Source organism: uncultured Oscillibacter sp., from assembly GCF_900546705.1.
In the GTDB taxonomy this organism is placed as follows: domain Bacteria; phylum Bacillota; class Clostridia; order Oscillospirales; family Oscillospiraceae; genus Oscillibacter.
In genome coordinates this window covers 25,234-41,716 of sequence record NZ_URDP01000003.1, presented here as the reverse complement: position 1 = coordinate 41,716, position 16,483 = coordinate 25,234, and the positions used below count along the sequence as shown (strand labels likewise).

The 16,483-nt window shown below is 60.1% G+C and carries 16 protein-coding genes; 3 read left to right on the top strand and 13 right to left on the bottom strand.

The features are described 5' to 3' along the window. The first annotated feature begins 100 nt into the window (after positions 1–100). Complete coding sequence (locus QZS13_RS01335; protein WP_295584524.1) at positions 101–940, top strand: hypothetical protein; 840 nt, start codon at positions 101–103, stop codon at positions 938–940. A 145-nt stretch (positions 941–1,085) separates the two neighbouring features. Beyond that, the gene (locus QZS13_RS01330) at positions 1,086–1,637 is read left to right on the top strand and encodes a DUF4364 family protein (protein WP_295584522.1); all 552 of its coding nucleotides are present in this window, start codon (positions 1,086–1,088) and stop codon (positions 1,635–1,637) included. A 73-nt stretch (positions 1,638–1,710) separates the two neighbouring features. Here the strand turns inward: QZS13_RS01330 and QZS13_RS01325 are convergent, their stop codons facing one another. The 9 genes from QZS13_RS01325 to hprK all read right to left on the bottom strand — a co-directional run bounded on the left by QZS13_RS01325 (position 1,711) and on the right by hprK (position 12,499). Continuing rightward, on the bottom strand, positions 1,711–5,187 hold the full coding sequence (locus QZS13_RS01325) for a DNA polymerase III subunit alpha (protein WP_295584519.1): 3,477 nt from the start codon (positions 5,185–5,187) through the stop codon (positions 1,711–1,713). A gap of 787 nt (positions 5,188–5,974) precedes the next feature. Continuing rightward, complete coding sequence (locus tag QZS13_RS01320; RefSeq protein WP_295584517.1) at positions 5,975–6,277, bottom strand: hypothetical protein; 303 nt, start codon at positions 6,275–6,277, stop codon at positions 5,975–5,977. Positions 6,278–6,310: 33 nt separating this feature from the next. Continuing rightward, the gene (locus QZS13_RS01315) at positions 6,311–6,766 is read right to left on the bottom strand and encodes a C-GCAxxG-C-C family protein (RefSeq protein ID WP_295584514.1); all 456 of its coding nucleotides are present in this window, start codon (positions 6,764–6,766) and stop codon (positions 6,311–6,313) included. A 27-nt stretch (positions 6,767–6,793) separates the two neighbouring features. After that, a complete protein-coding gene (gene whiA, locus QZS13_RS01310; RefSeq protein WP_295584512.1) occupies positions 6,794–7,696 on the bottom strand; it encodes a DNA-binding protein WhiA in 903 nt (300 codons plus the stop codon). 30 nt (positions 7,697–7,726) lie between these two features. Then, positions 7,727–8,782 (bottom strand): gluconeogenesis factor YvcK family protein, encoded by a 1,056-nt coding sequence (locus QZS13_RS01305; protein WP_295584508.1) that lies wholly within the window; start codon positions 8,780–8,782, stop codon positions 7,727–7,729. 13 nt (positions 8,783–8,795) lie between these two features. After that, positions 8,796–9,659: an RNase adapter RapZ gene (gene rapZ / locus QZS13_RS01300; RefSeq protein ID WP_295584505.1), complete on the bottom strand. Its 864-nt coding sequence runs from the start codon at positions 9,657–9,659 to the stop codon at positions 8,796–8,798. Between the two features lie 14 nt (positions 9,660–9,673). Then, positions 9,674–10,594: a UDP-N-acetylmuramate dehydrogenase gene (gene murB, locus QZS13_RS01295; protein WP_295584502.1), complete on the bottom strand. Its 921-nt coding sequence runs from the start codon at positions 10,592–10,594 to the stop codon at positions 9,674–9,676. A 20-nt stretch (positions 10,595–10,614) separates the two neighbouring features. Beyond that, the gene (locus tag QZS13_RS01290) at positions 10,615–11,538 is read right to left on the bottom strand and encodes an ROK family protein (protein ID WP_295584500.1); all 924 of its coding nucleotides are present in this window, start codon (positions 11,536–11,538) and stop codon (positions 10,615–10,617) included. A 16-nt stretch (positions 11,539–11,554) separates the two neighbouring features. After that, positions 11,555–12,499: an HPr(Ser) kinase/phosphatase gene (gene hprK, locus QZS13_RS01285; protein ID WP_295584497.1), complete on the bottom strand. Its 945-nt coding sequence runs from the start codon at positions 12,497–12,499 to the stop codon at positions 11,555–11,557. A 290-nt stretch (positions 12,500–12,789) separates the two neighbouring features. Here hprK and rpmB point away from each other — a divergent pair, with 290 nt between their 5' ends. After that, on the top strand, positions 12,790–12,978 hold the full coding sequence (rpmB, locus tag QZS13_RS01280) for a 50S ribosomal protein L28 (protein ID WP_295584494.1): 189 nt from the start codon (positions 12,790–12,792) through the stop codon (positions 12,976–12,978). A 126-nt stretch (positions 12,979–13,104) separates the two neighbouring features. Here the strand turns inward: rpmB and QZS13_RS01275 are convergent, their stop codons facing one another. The 4 genes from QZS13_RS01275 to rpmF all read right to left on the bottom strand — a co-directional run bounded on the left by QZS13_RS01275 (position 13,105) and on the right by rpmF (position 16,478). Continuing rightward, a complete protein-coding gene (locus QZS13_RS01275) occupies positions 13,105–14,109 on the bottom strand; it encodes an NAD(P)H-dependent glycerol-3-phosphate dehydrogenase (protein WP_295584492.1) in 1,005 nt (334 codons plus the stop codon). Beyond that, entirely contained in the window at positions 14,106–14,819 is a 714-nt protein-coding gene (locus QZS13_RS01270; RefSeq protein ID WP_295584489.1) for a glycerol-3-phosphate acyltransferase, read from the bottom strand. The genes QZS13_RS01275 and QZS13_RS01270 overlap by 4 nt, the downstream gene beginning before the upstream one ends. Before the next feature lie 4 nt (positions 14,820–14,823). Further along, the gene (der, locus tag QZS13_RS01265; protein WP_295584486.1) at positions 14,824–16,149 is read right to left on the bottom strand and encodes a ribosome biogenesis GTPase Der; all 1,326 of its coding nucleotides are present in this window, start codon (positions 16,147–16,149) and stop codon (positions 14,824–14,826) included. A gap of 134 nt (positions 16,150–16,283) precedes the next feature. Then, positions 16,284–16,478: a 50S ribosomal protein L32 gene (gene rpmF, locus QZS13_RS01260; protein WP_295584484.1), complete on the bottom strand. Its 195-nt coding sequence runs from the start codon at positions 16,476–16,478 to the stop codon at positions 16,284–16,286. Between the last annotated feature and the right edge of the window lie 5 nt (positions 16,479–16,483).

The following is a 16,483-nucleotide window of genomic DNA, read 5'->3' as shown; positions in this document are numbered from 1 at the left end:
GGAAAATCCGCCGCTTTTTTGCACCCCCGGCCATCCGGCACCATACACTGGATTGAAAGACACGTTCTTTCATTTCAGCTACTTACTAGGAGGTATTGTCATGCCTGATAAGATCATGCCCGGCCCCGTGTCGGAGTGCGGCAATGTCCGGGAGGCAGTGTGCATCCATACCCGGAAAATCTACGACTCCTGCCGGGATAAGGACTGCGTGGAGGATCTGCGCTTCTATCCCAAAATGCAGTATACGGACGTCATCAACCGCGCTCTGTCCGTCAAGGGCGGAAGCGCCAAGCTGCTCTATGTCTATGTGGATGTGGAGCCCGTCAGCTTCAACCGGGGGTTCTACACGGTGGATATGCGCTTTTTCTACGCCGTGACCCTCCAGGCCTACCTCTCCTGCCCCGTTCCGGTGCCGGTGGAGGGACTGTGTGTGTTCGACAAACGCGTCATCCTGTTCGGCAGTGAGGGCAACGCCAAGATCTTCTCCTCCCAGATGCGGGTGGGCGAGCCGGATATCCAGGAGCTGCGCCGGGCCAATGCCCCCGTGGCGGTGGTAGAGGCCGTGGACCCCATCGTGCTGGACGCCCGGATTCTGGACAGCTGCGGCAAGCGGGATTGCGACTGCGATCTGTGCGAGGTGCCCTCTTTCATCAACGGGTGCTTTGACGGAGATCTGTCCAGCGGCGATGACGCCCGCCGGATCTATGTGACGCTGGGTCAGTTCTCCATCGTGCGGCTGGAGCGGGATTCTCAGCTGCTGATTCCGGTGTACGACTACTGCATGCCGGAGAAGGAATGCTCCTGCGGCGCCGGCAGCGAGGACCCGTGCTGCGTGTTCCGCAACATTTCCTTCCCGGTGGGCGAATTCTTCCCGCCCAACACCGTGCACAAGCCGGAAAACTACCAGGAAACCAAAAATCTCTGCTCCTGCTGCAAATAAAAAACGGAGGCCGCAAATGCGGCCTCCACATTTTTTGCTGTACACATGTTCCAAAATGCGTTATAATTATATAGAATAGCTTCAAAGCACGGTTCCTGCGGGCACGGCCCGCCTCTCTATCTCATCTGCAAAGGAGTGTACGCCTATGGCGGGACGCGGTTTCATCCACGACAAGCTGGAAATCAAATTTCTGATTTTATATATCACTGCCCGGCTGGTGGAGCCGGTCCCATTTGACACGGTGCTGGATTTGACACTGTGCGACGACGCCATTGACTATTTTGATTTTTCCGAGTGCCTTGCCGACCTGGTAAAGACAGAGCACCTGACCCTCTCTGAGGACGGGCTGTACGCCATTACGGAGAAGGGTCTGCGCAACAGCCATATCTGCGAGTCCAGCCTGCCCTACTCCGTCCGGCTCCAGTGCGACAAGAACCTGGCCTCCTGCAACCGCAAGCTCCGGAGGAAAAGCCAGGTGCGCGCCGGGTGTGAAAAGCGGGAAAACGGTACCTACACCGTGGCCCTGGCGCTGGACGACGATATGGGCAGTGTCATGGACCTGCGTCTGGCTATGCCCCGGGAGGACATGGCCAAGGAGCTGGCAGACCGGTTCCGGAAAAATCCGGAGCGGCTGTACAGTGAGATCATGCGGGTGCTCATGTCCTCCGAACCGGGAGAGGACGACATCGTAGAATAACCCCAGTAAAACCGCCCCAGGCCAGATTGGCCCGGGGCGGTTCTGCTTTCTCCATCCTTTCGGCTCACACCGGTCACTTGACCACCACATTGTCCTGCCCCAGTGTCTCCTTTGCCTCCTCCACCAATGCCGGATGCAGCAGCACATGGGCGGCGTAAACCTTGCGGGTATCCGCCATGACCATCTTGACAAGGTCGGTCCCCGGGAACATGGCAAATACCAGTTTCATGTGCCGGATAGCAGGATCCTGGAGAGACGGGAACTTCATGTAGAGCGTCTTGGGTTTCTCCGGAGGCGGTGCCCCCTGCCCGACCCGCTCCAGCGGCTCCACACTGTCGCACATGATCTGAGGCGCCTTTTCATCCCGGACCGACAGCTTCCCCTTTACCATGACTGCCTGATTCTCCCTCAGATACGGGCCGCAGGTGTCCAGCACCCGGGAAAAGCACAAAAGCTCGATAGAGGCCGTATCGTCCTCCACCGTCACGTAGGCCATGAGGGAGTTATTCTTCGTGGTTTTGGTCTTGCTGGACGTCACCACGCCGCACAGCGTCACACGCTGACCATCTGAGAAACGGACCGGTCCTCCCTCTTGGGCAAAATCTTCCAGCACCGCGCCGATGGCAGGAGCTCCCAGGGCCCGTACCTGTTCCCGGTACTGGTCCATGGGGTGGCCGGAAAGATACAGCCCCGTGGTCTCCTTTTCCATCATCATCAGTTCCTGGGCACTGTACTCCGGAATATTCGGCAAGGGTGTTTCCTTTACACGTATTTCACTGGGAGAACCGCCGCTTCCCATAGAGAAAAAGTCCAGCTGTCCTTCCAGGTTCTGCCGCTGCTGAGCAGCCACCGAATCCATGATGGACTCATATACCTGTACCAGCTGAGAGCGATGGGCGCCGGTGGAGTCGAATGCGCCGGCGCGGATCAGGTTCTCTACCGCCCGCTTGTTGATGTCGCTGCCCACCATGCGGGTACAGAAGTCGTACAGGGAACGGAACGGGCCGCCGGTCTCCCGCTGGTGCATCACCGACTGGACAAAGCCCCGGCCAATATTCTTGATGGCCACCAGGCCGAAGCGGATACCGCCTTCTTCCACGGTGAAACAGTCACTGGAGCGGTTGATATCCGGCGGCAGCAGCGCAATGCCGCACTCGCGGCACTCGGCGATGTAGCCGGCCACCTTATCAGAATTGTCCAGTACGCTTGTCAGCAGCGCCGCCATGTACTCTCTGGGAAAATGGTACTTGAAATACGCCGTCTGATAGGCCACTACCGCATAGGAGACAGCATGCGCCTTGTTGAACGCGTAGTTGGCAAAATCGTAGATCTCATTATAGATGGCCTCCGCCGTCTCCGCCGGAATTCCATTTGCCACGCAGCCTGTAATGTTTCTTTCCTTGTCACCATTGATGAAGGCGCCCCGCTCCCGTTCGATGTCCTTTGCCTTCTTTTTGCTCATGGCCCGGCGCACCATGTCGGCCTGTCCCAGGGAGTAGCCCGCCAGCTGCTGGAAGATCTGCATGACCTGCTCCTGATAGACGATGCAGCCGTAGGTGATGGAGAGAATGGGCTCCAGGGCCGGGTGCTTGTAGGTGACAAGCTTGGGATTGTGCTTGCAGGCGATGAAGCGGGGAATGGACTCCATGGGGCCGGGGCGGTAGAGGGCCACGATAGCGGTCAGATCCTCGATGGTCTGGGGCCGGAGTCCCACACACACACCGGTCATACCCGCCGATTCCATCTGAAATACGCCGCTGGTCTTTCCCTGCGTCAGCATGTCGAACACGGCTTGGTCGTCCTCGGGAATGTCCTCCAGACGGAAGTCCGGCTGCTCTTTCTGCACCATCTTCACCGCGTCGTCCAGCACCGTCAGGTTCCGAAGGCCCAGGAAGTCCATCTTCAGAAGGCCCAGCTCTTCCAGTGTGGTCATCACGTACTGGCACACCACAGACTCGTCGTTTTTGGAAAGAGGCACATACTCATACACCGGCCGCCGGGTGATGACCACGCCGGCAGCGTGGGTAGAGGCGTGCCGGGGCATGCCCTCCAGGGCCTTTGCCGTGTCGATGAGCTTTTTTACCTGCCCGTCCGTCTCATAGAGCTCCCGCAACGGCTTGCTCAGGCGCAGGGCATCGTCCAGGGTGATATGGAGCGCACCGGGGCCGCCGGGCACCTGTTTTGCGATCTGATCCACCTGGGCGTAGGGCATATTCATGACCCGCCCCACGTCCCGGATGACGCCCCGGGCCGCCATGGTGCCGAAGGTGACGATCTGGGCCACATGGTCGTCGCCGTACTTGCGGCGGACATAGTCCACCACCTCGCCCCGGCGGGTATCGCCAAAGTCCATGTCGATATCCGGCATGCTCACCCGCTCCGGGTTCAAAAACCGCTCGAAATACAGGTTGTACTTCACCGGGTCGATGTCCGTAATGTGCAGGCAATAGCTGACCATGCTGCCGGCGGCGCTGCCGCGGCCCGGGCCCACCGGGATGCCTGCCTCCCTGGCGTAGCGGACGAAGTCGGAGACAATGAGGAAATAGTCCGTAAAGCCCATTTTCTCGATCATGTCCTGCTCGTACCGGAGCTGCTGGCGGTGGCTCTCATCCGCGCCGTAGCGCTGAACATACCCCTCGTCGCAGAGCTTTTTCAGGTAGGAGAAACTGTCATAGCCCGGCGGCAGCTGGAATTCCGGCAGGTGGTACTTGCCGAAGGTGAACTCCAGGTTGCACATGGCCGCCACCTTCTCCGTGTTGGCCACCGCTCCCTCATACCCGGCAAAGAGCGACTCCATCTCCTCCCCGCTGCGCAGGTAGAAGTTGCGGGGCTCGTAGCGCATACGGTTCTCGTCCTCCAGGAGCTTGCCGGTCTGGATGCACAGCAGCACATCGTGGGCCTCCGCGTCCTCCTTGCGCAGGTAGTGGGCGTCGTTGGTGCACACCATGGGCAATCCCGTCTCCTGGTGGATGCGCAGGATGCCCCGGTTCACCTCCTGCTGGGCCGGGATGCCGTGGTCCTGGAGCTCCAGATACAGGTGCTCCGGGCCAAAGATGTCCGCAAGCTCCAGGGCATAGGCCTTGGCGTTTTCATACTCTCCGTTCCGCAGCCGTCGGGGGATCTCTCCCGCCAGGCACGCCGTCAGGGCAATGAGGCCGCGGCTGTGGCGGCGCAGCAGCTCCAGGTCGATGCGGGGCTTGATGTAAAAGCCCTCCGTCCAGGCCATGGACACCAGGTAAGAGAGGTTCCGGTAGCCCTCTTCGTTTTCGCACAACAGCACCAGATGGCGGCTCTCGGCATCGAACTCGTGGATCTTATCAAACCGGGAGCGGCCCTGGGGCGTCACATACACCTCACAGCCGATGATGGGCTTGATGCCCTCCGCCTTGCAGGAGCGGTAAAAGTCGATGGCGCCGTACATGACGCCGTGGTCCGTGATGGCGCAGGCGTCCTGCCCCATGGACTTGACGATCCCCGGCAGGTCCCGGATGCGGCAGGCGCCGTCCAGAAGGCTGTATTCCGTATGGACATGTAGATGGACGAAGGGCATAGTCGTTTCCTTTCCTGTATCGTAATAGCGGAGCGTTACTTCCCCCCACCTCATTGAGAGAACAACAGCAGGGTACCGCAGTTTCTCAGAGGTCAGGGCATCAGTCAACGCCAGGGACACAATTCGCACAGCAGAATGCTCAGCACTGCCAAGCTACTGCCAAGTTAAAGAAAATCAGGACGATGATTTGCAAAATTTGATGTTAGGATAGTTTCTACAACCCCTTCAACTCACTTGTCTCTCTTTTCCAATGGCTACGCATCCACAATATCCTCCAGCGCACTGTTCAGAAGACCTGCACCAACCCACTCCAGCAGTCTCCGATCCCGCCCCCAAGCAGTAAATAGACCAGGAGCCAACAGCATGAACACAGTCAGAGTCGCCGGGACCCACCAAGAATCTGCTCGGGCACTTTTGTTAAAAAAAGCTACCGTCAGTGCCAGCGGCGTCAGCGCATCAACAGCCACCGACCACAGAGGGGGCAGAAAAACACCGACTACACAACATCCGACCTTCTCTGCCCGCACCCACAGGCGCAGAGGTATCTGTCCCCGTACCCGAAATATAGGTAAATCAGATCGGAGCCACAGCCGGTATCCGTTCGGAAGATTCTTCCATTCCAACCACCAATCTGACCCAAAGGACCACCCCCCAGCCTGCAGACGTGCTGACACCTGTTCTTTCCTTAGGGCGGTATGCCACACATGGATGACCAGACCGCTTCCATTCCGCACTTTTCCCCGGCCCATCTCAGTCGCTCCTCGCTTTCTGTTCTCTGCCGCCCAGTTCAGCAGTCATCCTCATCCAGCGGCTTGCCGCATTGGGGACAGTAGAGAGGCAACCTGATAGGCACGCGGCCGTCCAGGCACAGGGATGCTCCGCAATGGGGGCAGCGCAGATAGCCATAAGCCAGCACCAGCCCGGCGATGACCAGTATGATCGCCAGAATGCACAGCGCCGCAATCCAAGCCATGGAGGTCGCTCCCGACTCTGCCGCCCCGCCCAATAGCAGCAGGACAAGACCGGCAATAGAGAGCACGTTGGAGAGCCTCATGACCTGGTGCAGTGTCAGGGAATCCAGCTTTTTCACGGCACATCCTCCTTTGCCGCTTTTGCGGTTTGATTACTGCTCCGCTTTTTCCTCTTCCAGCATCTTCTCCAGGATCTCCGTGGCGGTGACCACCATGTTGTCGCAGTGAGCGGTAACCCCCAGACGCTGAGCAGCGGGGTTCTTGTCCGTCACGCCGGGACGGGCCCGCAGCAGATCGCCGCAGCGGGTCAGGCCGAACACCTCTTCATAGCGGCGGCGGAACTCCTTGGCCAGCGCATAGGTGTGCACCTTGCCGGCGCGGTCGGCACCGTCGGTATGGGGATGCAGGAGGCTGAGCACCATGACGCCGCCGCTGATGGCGCCGCAGACCTCTTCGTGGCTGCCGCCTACACCGCCGCCGAAGCCGCCGGCCACGGCCATGAGGGTATCCATGGGCAGATCCAGCAGATCCGCGAAAGCGCCCGCCACAGACTGGGCGCAGTTATATCCCTGCTTATGAAGTTCAAATGCCTTTGCACAACGATCCATGATTGTTTTTCTCCTTTTGTATATTGATTACAGATTTTTTGCCAAATCCACCAGCTTGCGCAGCCGGTGGTTCAGACATGACTTGGTAATGGGCGGATCGAATTCCTCCGCCAGCTCCGAGAGCGTCAGTTCCGGATTGGCGGTGCGGAGATCCGCTGTCTGCCGGAGCTTTTCCGGCTGCTTTTCCAGAAGGCCCGCCGCATCCAGACGGCGGATGGCCTCCAGCTGTTCCTGGGCCGCCCCCACCGCCTTGCCCAGATTGGCGCTGTCGCAGTTGAGGCGGCGGTTGACGCTGTTGCGCAGGTCTTTTTCCATTTTTGCGGTCATGACGTTCATGGCCGCCACCGGCGCGCCGATCAGCGTGAGAAAGTCCTCGATCTGGTCGCTTTGCTTGAAATAAGTCACAAAGCTGCCGTTGCGGCTGACGCTTTTGGGCGGATATCCGCACTCCCGCAGCAGCACATCCAGTTCCCGGCTCACCTGCATATGGCAGGTGGTCAGCTCCAGATGGTACCGCTTGGCCGGGTCCGTAACGCTGCCGCCGGCAAAGAACACGCCCCGCAGGAAAGAGGCCCGGCAGCACTCCTCCTCCAGCATGCCGAAGTTGATGTGGAGGACGGGATTCTGCCTGGGATCATAGCCCAGGAGATTGATGATGTGGTCCAGCTTCTTTCCGTCGGTCAGCTGAAAGACTCGCTTGCCCTCCTGCTGCTCCGGCTCCGGCTGGCGGTCGAATCGCAGCCCGAAGGCCCGATGGAACAGGCGGGGCAGCCGGGCAGCAAAGTTGGGATTCTCTGTCACCACCCGCACCTCGCCTGGGTGAAACGTGCTGCAATAGAGCAAAATTCCGTAGGCCTCCGCCCGGGCGCAGCACAGCCGCTGGACCGGAAGCCGGCACAGTTCGTTTTTGGTTTCATAGGAAAAGGACATGGCGGTTTCCTCTCTGATGTACACGGCGGTTCATTCGATGTGGTAGATATCGTCCTGGAAGGCTCTTCCCTCCCCGGCGATTCGGACACTGCGCTCTGCGTGGAGCAAAATGAGCTCCCGCGCCAGATGTCCGGGGTGGTGGCGGACATAGCCGTTTTTCACCGTGGCCACCGGCCGGTTCACAACCTCCACCCCCAGCGCCGCACATTCTTCCCGGTCGCAGCGCAGCAGTTCCGCCCCCTCCTCGGCGTACCGGGCGGCCACGCCCTTGGGAATCGGGGAGGAGTTGGTCAGGCACAGGTGGAACAGCCCCGGCGCCGAGTGCTCGAAAATGGCGCGGATATGGTCGGAGACCGTATAGCCCTCCGTCTCCCCCTCCTGCGTCATCACATTGCACACATAGACTTTCAGGCCATCGCTGGCCCGGATGGCATCTACGATGCCGTCCACCAGCAGATTGGGGATCACACTGGTGTAGAGACTGCCGGGCCCCAGCACCACCATGTCGGCCTCCCGGATGGCGCTCAGTGCGTCCGGCAGCGCCTTGGGGTGCTCCGGCACCAGGCGCACCTGGCGGATGCGGCAGTCCTCCCGCTTTTTGCAGTAGAAGATCTTGGACTCCCCCACCACCGTGGCGCCGCTTTCAAATTCCGCTTCCAGCTGGACGTCGGCGGTGGTCACAGGAAGCACCCTGCCGGTAATGGCCAGCACCTCGCTCATGCGGCTCACCGCCACGTCAAAGGACGGAGAGATCCCGTTCATGGCTGCCAGGAACAGATTGCCGAAGCTCTGCCCCGCCAGGGACCCCTCCGTAAAACGATAGTGCAGAAGCTCGCTCATCAGCGGCTCTGTATTGGCCAGTGCCTCCATGCAGTTGCGGATATCTCCCGGCGGCGGCATACCCAGGTCCTGGCGCAGCATGCCGGACCCTCCGCCGTCATCCGCTACGGTCACCACGGCAGAAAGGTTCTCTGTATAATGCTTCAGGCCACGCAGCATGTTGGCAAGGCCGTGTCCGCCGCCGATGACCACCACCCGTGGTCCATGTTCTTTGGGGAGCCGGTATGAACTTCGCTTTCCTTCCATCGCGTCTCCCTTCTCAGCCTTCACGGCTGATATCCCGGTGTGTCTCCTGCACCTGGTAGCCCTGCTGGCGGATGAACTCCGTCAGTGCATGGGCCACCGCCACAGAGCGGTGATGTCCCCCGGTACAGCCCACACCGATAAAGAGGGTGGTCTTTCCCTCTTCGGCGTACAGCGGCAGCGTCAGCGCCAGCAGATCCTCCAGCCGCTTCATGAAGCTGCCCGTCTGGGGAAAGCTGAATACATAGTCGGAAACCGGTGCATCCAGTCCTGTCTGATGGCGCAGCTCATCGATGTAGAAGGGATTGGGCATGAAACGCACATCAAACACCAGATCGGCCTCCAGGGGCAGTCCGTATTTGAAGCCGAAGGAGGCCACCGTTACGGAAAGCCCCCCCTTCTCGTCCTTCCCCTCGAAAATCCGCAGAAGCTCCATCCGCAGCTGGGCGGTGGAGGTCTTGGACGTGTCGATCACAAAGTCGGCCCGCTCCCGCACGGGAGCCAGCAGCTTCCGCTCCTTTTCCACCGCCTCTTCCAGAGAGGCGGTACCGTCGCTGAGCGGGTGGCGGCGGCGGGTCTCTTTGTACCGCTTGATGATCGTCTCCGGAGACGCCTCCAGAAACAGCATCCGGCACTGACCCTCCATGTTCTTGAGCTTATCCAGCACGTCAAACAGCTCCGTAAAGGAGCTGGCAGTGCGCACATCGTACACCAGCGCCACCCGCTGATAGCGGCTGGAGCCGCCGGCGCAGAACTCCGCAAATTTCAAAATCATGGCGGCGGGCATATTATCCACGATATAAAAACCCATGTCCTCCAGGAACGAGGCGGTCTTGCTCTTGCCGCCGCCGGAGAGGCCGGAGATAATCAGAATTTCCAAAAAAACGTGCCTCCTTACTCCACGATCCGCACTTCCGGCTCCAGCGTGACGCCGGTGGCATCCAGTACCCGTCGGCGCACCTGTTCCATCAGCGCCAGCACATCAGCGCAGGTGGCGCCGCCCAGGTTGATGACAAATCCCGCGTGCTTTTCGCTGACCTGAGCGCCGCCCACGGTCAGCCCCTTCAAGCCGCACTGGTCGATGAGCGTCCCCGCGAAATGCCCCGCAGGCCGCTTGAAAGTGCTGCCGGCACTGGGGTATTCCAGAGGCTGGCTGGCCTTTCTGCGGCCCATGAGCTCCCGCATGGTCTCCCGGATGGCATCCCTGTCCCCGGGCTGCAAGGCGACCACCGCATCCAGTGCCACCGCCTCCGGGTGCTGCGTCAGCAGACTGGTACGGTAGCCGAAGGCCATCTCTTCGCCTGTCAGAAAGCGGATTCCCTCGTCCGGGAACAGCACATGGACGCCCTTAACCACCTGACGCATCTCGCCGCCGTAAGCGCCGGCGTTCATAGCCAGAGCGCCGCCCAGCGTCCCGGGAATCCCGTGGGCAAACTCCAGCCCCGTCAGCCCCAGATCGCAGGCAAAATTGGCCAGCCGCGCCAGAGAGACACCGCACTCTGCGGCAATGGTGTCCGGCTCCTCTCCCCGCTCCAGCTTGGTCAGCCCGGCGGACAGGTTGATGACCAACCGGTCCAGTCCTCGGTCCGGGCAAAGAAGGTTGGTGCCGTTGCCGATCACCAGGGGGCGAGCGCCGCACCGGCGTGCATAGTCCGCCAGCAGCACCACCTGCTCAGGCCGCTTGGGAAATGCCATGCGCCGGGCGGGGCCGCCGATGCGGAAAGATGTGTGGCGGCTCATGGGCTCCTCCCGTACTATTTCCAGGTCCGGCAGATACGATGCCGCCCATTGATCCAACTGTTCAAACCATTCCATACTGGTCTCCTGTATTCTCCTTAAAGTACGCGGCCCAGGAACGCGGCGCCGATGATCCCTGCGTCGTTGCCCAGTTCCGCCCGCACAATCCGTGTGCTCCGGCCGCCGTGGCGGGCAAAGCTCTCCGTCTCCACAATCCGCCGCAGAGGCTCCAGCAGCAGCGCCTCCGGGGCCGCCGCCACACCGCCGCCGATGGCCACTGCCTCCGGCCGCAGGATATTCACCAGACTCACCACGCCGTCTGCCAGGTACTCCACATACGTCCGGCACACTGCCAGTGCCGTCTCGTCCCCGGCCAGGGCCGCCTCAAAGGCCGTTCGGCCCTCCACGCCGCCGTTTTTCTCAGCCAGCGCGTGCAGCATGCTCTCGGGATGGGCGGCCATGGCCGCCTTCGTCTGCTCAATCAGGGCCGTGGCGGAAGCATAGCGCTCCCAGCAACCCCGGCGGCCGCAATTGCAAAGCGCTCCCCCGTGTACCACGCTCAGGTGCCCGCCCTCGCTGGAAGCATCCCCGCAGCGCAGCTTCTCATTCAAAATCAGTCCCACGCCGATGCCGGTCCCCAGCGTGACCACTGCAAAGTCCCGGGTTCCGCGCCCGGCACCGCCGAAGTACTCTCCAACCGCCGCGCAGTCGGCGTCGTTGCCCAGCAGCAGCGGTAGGTCCAGATGTCTGCGGAACAATGTCTCCAGGGGCACGTTCTCCATCGGGATATTGGTGGTAAAACGGACGGTCCCGCCGTCCACCGCACCGGGCAGACCCACGCCCACGTAGTCCGCGCGGGCATCCCCGGCTACCTTCCGTGCAAGAGATGCAAGGGTGGCGGCAAAGTCCTCCGCACCGTGAAAGTCCAGCGGCGTGCGCTCCACCGCCAGGATTTTCCCGCTCTCGTCCACCAGTCCGGCCTTGAGGTTGGTGCCGCCCACATCAATTCCAATGTATGCCATGCGCCGTCTCCTCCTCTCAGTCGTCCTGCCGGCGGCTGCCGGCGTCGGCCCGCTGGTCCACCCGGCGGGCAAGCTCCTGGGCCGCATTGTAGCCATAGCGCCGGTGGCGATTGTTCAACGCCGCCACCTCCACAATACTGGCCAGGTTCCGTCCGGGCCGGACCGGGATGGTAACAATGGGTACCTTCACATCCATGATCTCCGTAAAGTGGTCCTCAATCCCCAGCCGGTCATAGAACTTGGTCTGGTCCCAGGGTTCCAGATGCACAATCAGATCCAACTGGGACTCAGTCTTGACCGTCCGCATGCCGAACAGCTGCCGCACGTCGATGACACCGATGCCCCGCAGCTCGATATAGTGGCGGATTACCTCCGGCGCTGTGCCGATCAGCTGGTTGGAAATTCGCCGCAGCTCCACGGCGTCGTCCGCCACCAGCCGGTGGCCGCGCATGATGAGCTCAATGGCCGTCTCGCTCTTGCCCACGCCGGAGTCGCCGGTAATCATGACACCCTCGCCGTAGATGTCCAGCAGCACGCCGTGGCGGGTGACACAGGGGGCCAGCGCCCGGTTGAGATACTCAATGGCATGGCTGGTGAAGTCCACGGTGGTCTCTTCCGTGCGCAAAATCGTCTTCTCATGCTCCACGGCGCTCTCCAGACACTCCGGGAAGCAATCCAGGCCCCGGGAGATCACCAGCGCAGGGATATCATAGAGGAACAGATCGTCGAAGCACTTGCGGCGCTGCTCCTCCGTCAGGCTCTTAAGATATGTCACTTCCGCCTTTCCGATTACCTGCAGGCGGCGGGGATCGAAATAATCGTAAAAATCGTGGAACTGAAGCCCCGGACGGTTCACATCCGTGATGGTCAGCAGGGCCGTCTCATAATCGCTGCCGCGATTGAGCACCTCAAGCCCGAAAAAAGAGACAAAATCCGTTACCTTCAGGCCTTTTTCATACATCGCGCATCCTTCACCTTTCCGGCGCAAAAGCGCCCCGATCCTCCCTCCGGCACATGCGAACGCCCGGCTGGGAGGTTAAAAAATATTCAAGTGAAAACTGCTTTTTATTATATATGAATTTCCCTGTTTTCGCAATACCTTCACCCCCATCCCCCTGTCTGAAGGCCGCTGGAAAATTCCTTATATTTTTTTGAAAATTCTTCTTGCATTTTTCTCTTCTTTCTGATATGATATCAGCTGTGCTTGTGAAAAGCGGCACGGAAGTACGCAACAGCAAGGAGGTGCAACGGATGGCTAAGTGCGAGTTCTGCGATAAGGGCGTGAGCTTCGGCATTCAGGTCTCTCACTCTCACCGGCGTTCCAATCGTCCCTGGAAGCCCAATGTGAAGCGTGTGAAGGCGATTGTCAACGGTTCCCCCCGCCATGTGTATGTTTGTACCCGGTGTATGCGTTCCGGTAAGGTCACCAGAGCGGTCTAACTTGGACAAACAAAATCCCGGACAAAAGTCCGGGATTTTCTTTTTTCCCCGCCGTCCCAGTCCCCGCTCCCACAACCCGGAGCAAAAAAGGCCGGAGTCCGTTCATGGACTCCGACCTTTTCATTTTTACAGCCACGTGCGTTCCAGCAGCTCGTCCTTCTTGGCGCGCCGCATCAGTTCGCTGACCACCGTGCGGGCGTCCTTACCGTGATAGAGCACCTCGTATGCACAGGCGCAGATCGGCATTTCCACCTGTTCCCGCTGAGCCAGCTGACGAATGCTTTCGGCGGCATAGTAGCCCTCCACCACAGCGCCCACCTCCTTCATGGCCTCCTCCACCGTCTTTCCCTGGCCAATGAGGATGCCCGCCCGGTTATTCCGGGAGTGCATGGAGGTACAGGTGACAATCAGGTCGCCCATGCCCGCAAGACCTCCGAAGGTGCGGCGGGTACCGCCCAACTGCTCGCCCAGGCGGGTCAGCTCCGCCATGGCCCGGGTCATCAGCAGTGCCTTGGTATTGTCCTGGAACCCAAGTCCCGCGCAGATGCCACAGCTGAGGGCAACCACATTTTTCATGGCGCCGGAAAGCTCCACGCCCACGATATCATAGCTGGTATAGATGCGGAAGTAATCATTCATGAACACGTCCTGCACGAATCGGGCAGCCGCCCGGTCCGGGCTGGCGGACACGCAGCCGGTAGGCATGCGGATGCCCACCTCTTCCGCATGAGAGGGGCCGGAAAGTGCAACCACTTTACAGATATTTTTCGTCTCATCCTGGAGAATCTGGCTCATACGCAGGTTCGTGTCCCGCTCAATGCCCTTGGAGACGCTCACCAGCACCGTCTTTTCCGTCAGGTATGGTGCGATCTTCCGAGCCGTCTCCCGCACAGCGAAGGACGGCGCAGCGCAGACCACGATATCTGCACCGGTCAGGCACTCCAGATCCCCGGTGATATGCAGGGCATCCGGCAGCCTCACCCCTTTGAGCAGAGGGTTCTCCCGGGTCTTTTCCATCTCCGCCGCCTTGGCGGGATTGTGGGACCAGAGCCAGGTATCATGGCCATTGTCACACAGCACCTGGCTCAGCGCCGTGCCCCAGCCGCCGCTGCCGACGACTACCGCTTTCATTGGGACCCCTCCTTCTTATGGTGAAAGCTGAACTTGTTCTCATTGCCGTGAATCAGTCTGCCGATATTGCCCCGGTGCTGCCAGACCACCAGTCCCCCAATGATAAAGGCCAGCACCACAATCACCGGATCAGGGTAGCAGTACCAGGAGATAAAGGGAAAGCTGGCCCCGGCCCACACGGACCCCAGGGAGACATACTTCGTCACGATGGCCAGGATCAAAAAGCCGCCCCACACCACCAGCGCGATCCGCCAGTCCAGCATGATGGCGATGGTGCCGCCGGAGAGGATGCCCTTGCCACCCTTGAAGTGGAACATGCAGGGGAACATGTGGCCCAGCAGGCACCAAAGAGCCGCCCAATACTTCCCGAACAGGGCCCACATAGTGCTGATCCCGACGCTGGCCGCATAGCCGTTAGCCCCGGCAAAGTAACCCAAAAACCAACTGCCGAACAAAATGGCCACCACCGCCTTGAGGACATCCGTCAGGATCACCACAATGGTCAAGGGGCCGCCAAAGGTGCGGTAGAAGTTGGTGAGCCCTGCGTTGCCGCTGCCGTGCTTGCGGACGTCATCCCGCAGGATATACTTGGAAACGATGACCGCCCCGTTGAAGCAGCCGCAGAAGTAGGCCACCACCGCCACCAGGAGAATGCCCAGGGGCTCAGGTCCTGTGACCGCGTTGGGATCCAGGTAGAAGGAATCCAGCATGATCTCACTCCTCCTTGTCGCTCTTCTGACGAATGGACAGAATGATGGGCGTGCCCTCCAGGCCGAAGGTATTGCGGATGCAGTTTTCAATATACCGCTGGTAGGAGAAGTGGAACAGGCGGGCGTCGTTGCAGAAAATGACAAAGTGGGGCGGCCGGATGCCCACCTGGGTCATATAGTAGATCTTCAGGCGGCGGCCCTTGTCAGAGGGCGGCTGCACCCGAGTCTGGGCGTCCGCCAGCACATTGTTGAGCATACCGGTGGTGATCCGGGTGGACGCCTGGTTGGACACGTAGTCGATGAGCTCGAACAGCCGGTCCACCCGCTGGCCGGTCTTGGCGGAGATGAACAAAATGGGGGCGTAGGTCATGAACGCCAGGTCCTGACGCACCTTTTCCCGCATCTTGTCCATGGTCTTGCCGTCTTTTTCCACCAGGTCCCACTTGTTGATGACGATGATGCTGGCCTTGCCCGCCTCGTGGGCAAGCCCGGCCACCTTGGTGTCCTGCTCCGTGACGCCCTCGGTGGCATCGATCATAATCAGGCACACGTCACTGCGCTCAATGGCCATGGTGGCCCGGAGGACAGAGTACTTCTCGATCTCCTCCTCCACCTTGGACTTGCGGCGGATCCCGGCGGTGTCGATGAACACAAAGGAACCCTTGTCATTTTCAAACCGGGAGTCGATGGCGTCCCGGGTGGTGCCGGCCACATCGGAGACGATGACCCGCTCCTCCCCCAGGATCTTGTTGATGAGAGAGGATTTGCCCGCGTTGGGCTTGCCGATGACGGCCACCTTAATGGCGTCGTCCTCTTCCTCCTCTTCTTCCTCCGGTGGGAAGTATTTTACGCAGGCGTCCAGCAGGTCGCCGGTACCGTGGCCATGAACAGCGGAAACAGCAATGGGATCTCCCAGGCCCAGGTTGTAGAACTCGTAAAAATCCGGGTCGGGCACGCCGGTGGAGTCCATCTTGTTCACTGCCAGCACAATGGGCTTGCCGCTGCGCAGCAGCATGGCGGCCACCTCCTGGTCGGAGGCGGTGAGGCCGGTCCTGATATCCGTCAAAAACACGATGACCGTGGCGTTGTCAATGGCGATCTGGGCCTGCTGGCGCATGAACTCCAGAATCATATTATCAGTGCGGGGCTCGATGCCGCCGGTGTCGATCAAGGTGAATTTCCGGCCGTTCCAATCCGTCTCTCCGTAAATGCGGTCCCGGGTGACGCCGGGGGTGTCCTCCACGATGGAAAGCCGCTTGCCGATCAGCTTGTTGAACAGCATGGACTTGCCCACATTGGGCCGTCCCACAATGGCAACCACAGGTTTCATCGGCTCTCACTTCCTTTCCTTTGTTCTCATAAAAATCCAAGTTTATTATATCCGCCTTGCGGCGGGATAGCAAGACAAAAAGTAAGGAGGGAAGAGCACTCTCTTCCCTCCTAAAGCAAGCATGCGTAAGTGCCTTACTTCGCGACGACGGACTTCACAACCTTGACCTCACGGCCATTGTAAGTACCGCACTCCTGGCACATTCTGTGAGGCAGGTGCAGCGCACCGCATTTGGGGCATGCAACGAGACCGGGCATATCCAGCTTCCAGTGAGAGCTGCGCCGCTTGTCGCGTCTTGCTTTGGATACTTTTCCCTTAGGTACTGCCATTATGA

What these genes read in the sequence shown, in the direction of transcription:
- QZS13_RS01335 (WP_295584524.1), top strand. Translation starts at nt 101, where the DNA reads ATGCCTGATAAGATCATGCCCGGCCCCGTGTCGGAGTGCGGCAATGTC.
- QZS13_RS01330 (WP_295584522.1), top strand. Translation starts at nt 1,086, where the DNA reads ATGGCGGGACGCGGTTTCATCCACGACAAGCTGGAAATCAAATTTCTG.
- QZS13_RS01325 (WP_295584519.1), bottom strand. Translation starts at nt 5,187, where the DNA reads ATGCCCTTCGTCCATCTACATGTCCATACGGAATACAGCCTTCTGGAC.
- QZS13_RS01315 (WP_295584514.1), bottom strand. Translation starts at nt 6,766, where the DNA reads ATGGATCGTTGTGCAAAGGCATTTGAACTTCATAAGCAGGGATATAAC.
- whiA (WP_295584512.1), bottom strand. Translation starts at nt 7,696, where the DNA reads ATGTCCTTTTCCTATGAAACCAAAAACGAACTGTGCCGGCTTCCGGTC.
- QZS13_RS01305 (WP_295584508.1), bottom strand. Translation starts at nt 8,782, where the DNA reads ATGGAAGGAAAGCGAAGTTCATACCGGCTCCCCAAAGAACATGGACCA.
- murB (WP_295584502.1), bottom strand. Translation starts at nt 10,594, where the DNA reads ATGGAATGGTTTGAACAGTTGGATCAATGGGCGGCATCGTATCTGCCG.
- QZS13_RS01290 (WP_295584500.1), bottom strand. Translation starts at nt 11,538, where the DNA reads ATGGCATACATTGGAATTGATGTGGGCGGCACCAACCTCAAGGCCGGA.
- hprK (WP_295584497.1), bottom strand. Translation starts at nt 12,499, where the DNA reads ATGTATGAAAAAGGCCTGAAGGTAACGGATTTTGTCTCTTTTTTCGGG.
- rpmB (WP_295584494.1), top strand. Translation starts at nt 12,790, where the DNA reads ATGGCTAAGTGCGAGTTCTGCGATAAGGGCGTGAGCTTCGGCATTCAG.
- QZS13_RS01275 (WP_295584492.1), bottom strand. Translation starts at nt 14,109, where the DNA reads ATGAAAGCGGTAGTCGTCGGCAGCGGCGGCTGGGGCACGGCGCTGAGC.
- QZS13_RS01270 (WP_295584489.1), bottom strand. Translation starts at nt 14,819, where the DNA reads ATGCTGGATTCCTTCTACCTGGATCCCAACGCGGTCACAGGACCTGAG.
- der (WP_295584486.1), bottom strand. Translation starts at nt 16,149, where the DNA reads ATGAAACCTGTGGTTGCCATTGTGGGACGGCCCAATGTGGGCAAGTCC.
- rpmF (WP_295584484.1), bottom strand. Translation starts at nt 16,478, where the DNA reads ATGGCAGTACCTAAGGGAAAAGTATCCAAAGCAAGACGCGACAAGCGG.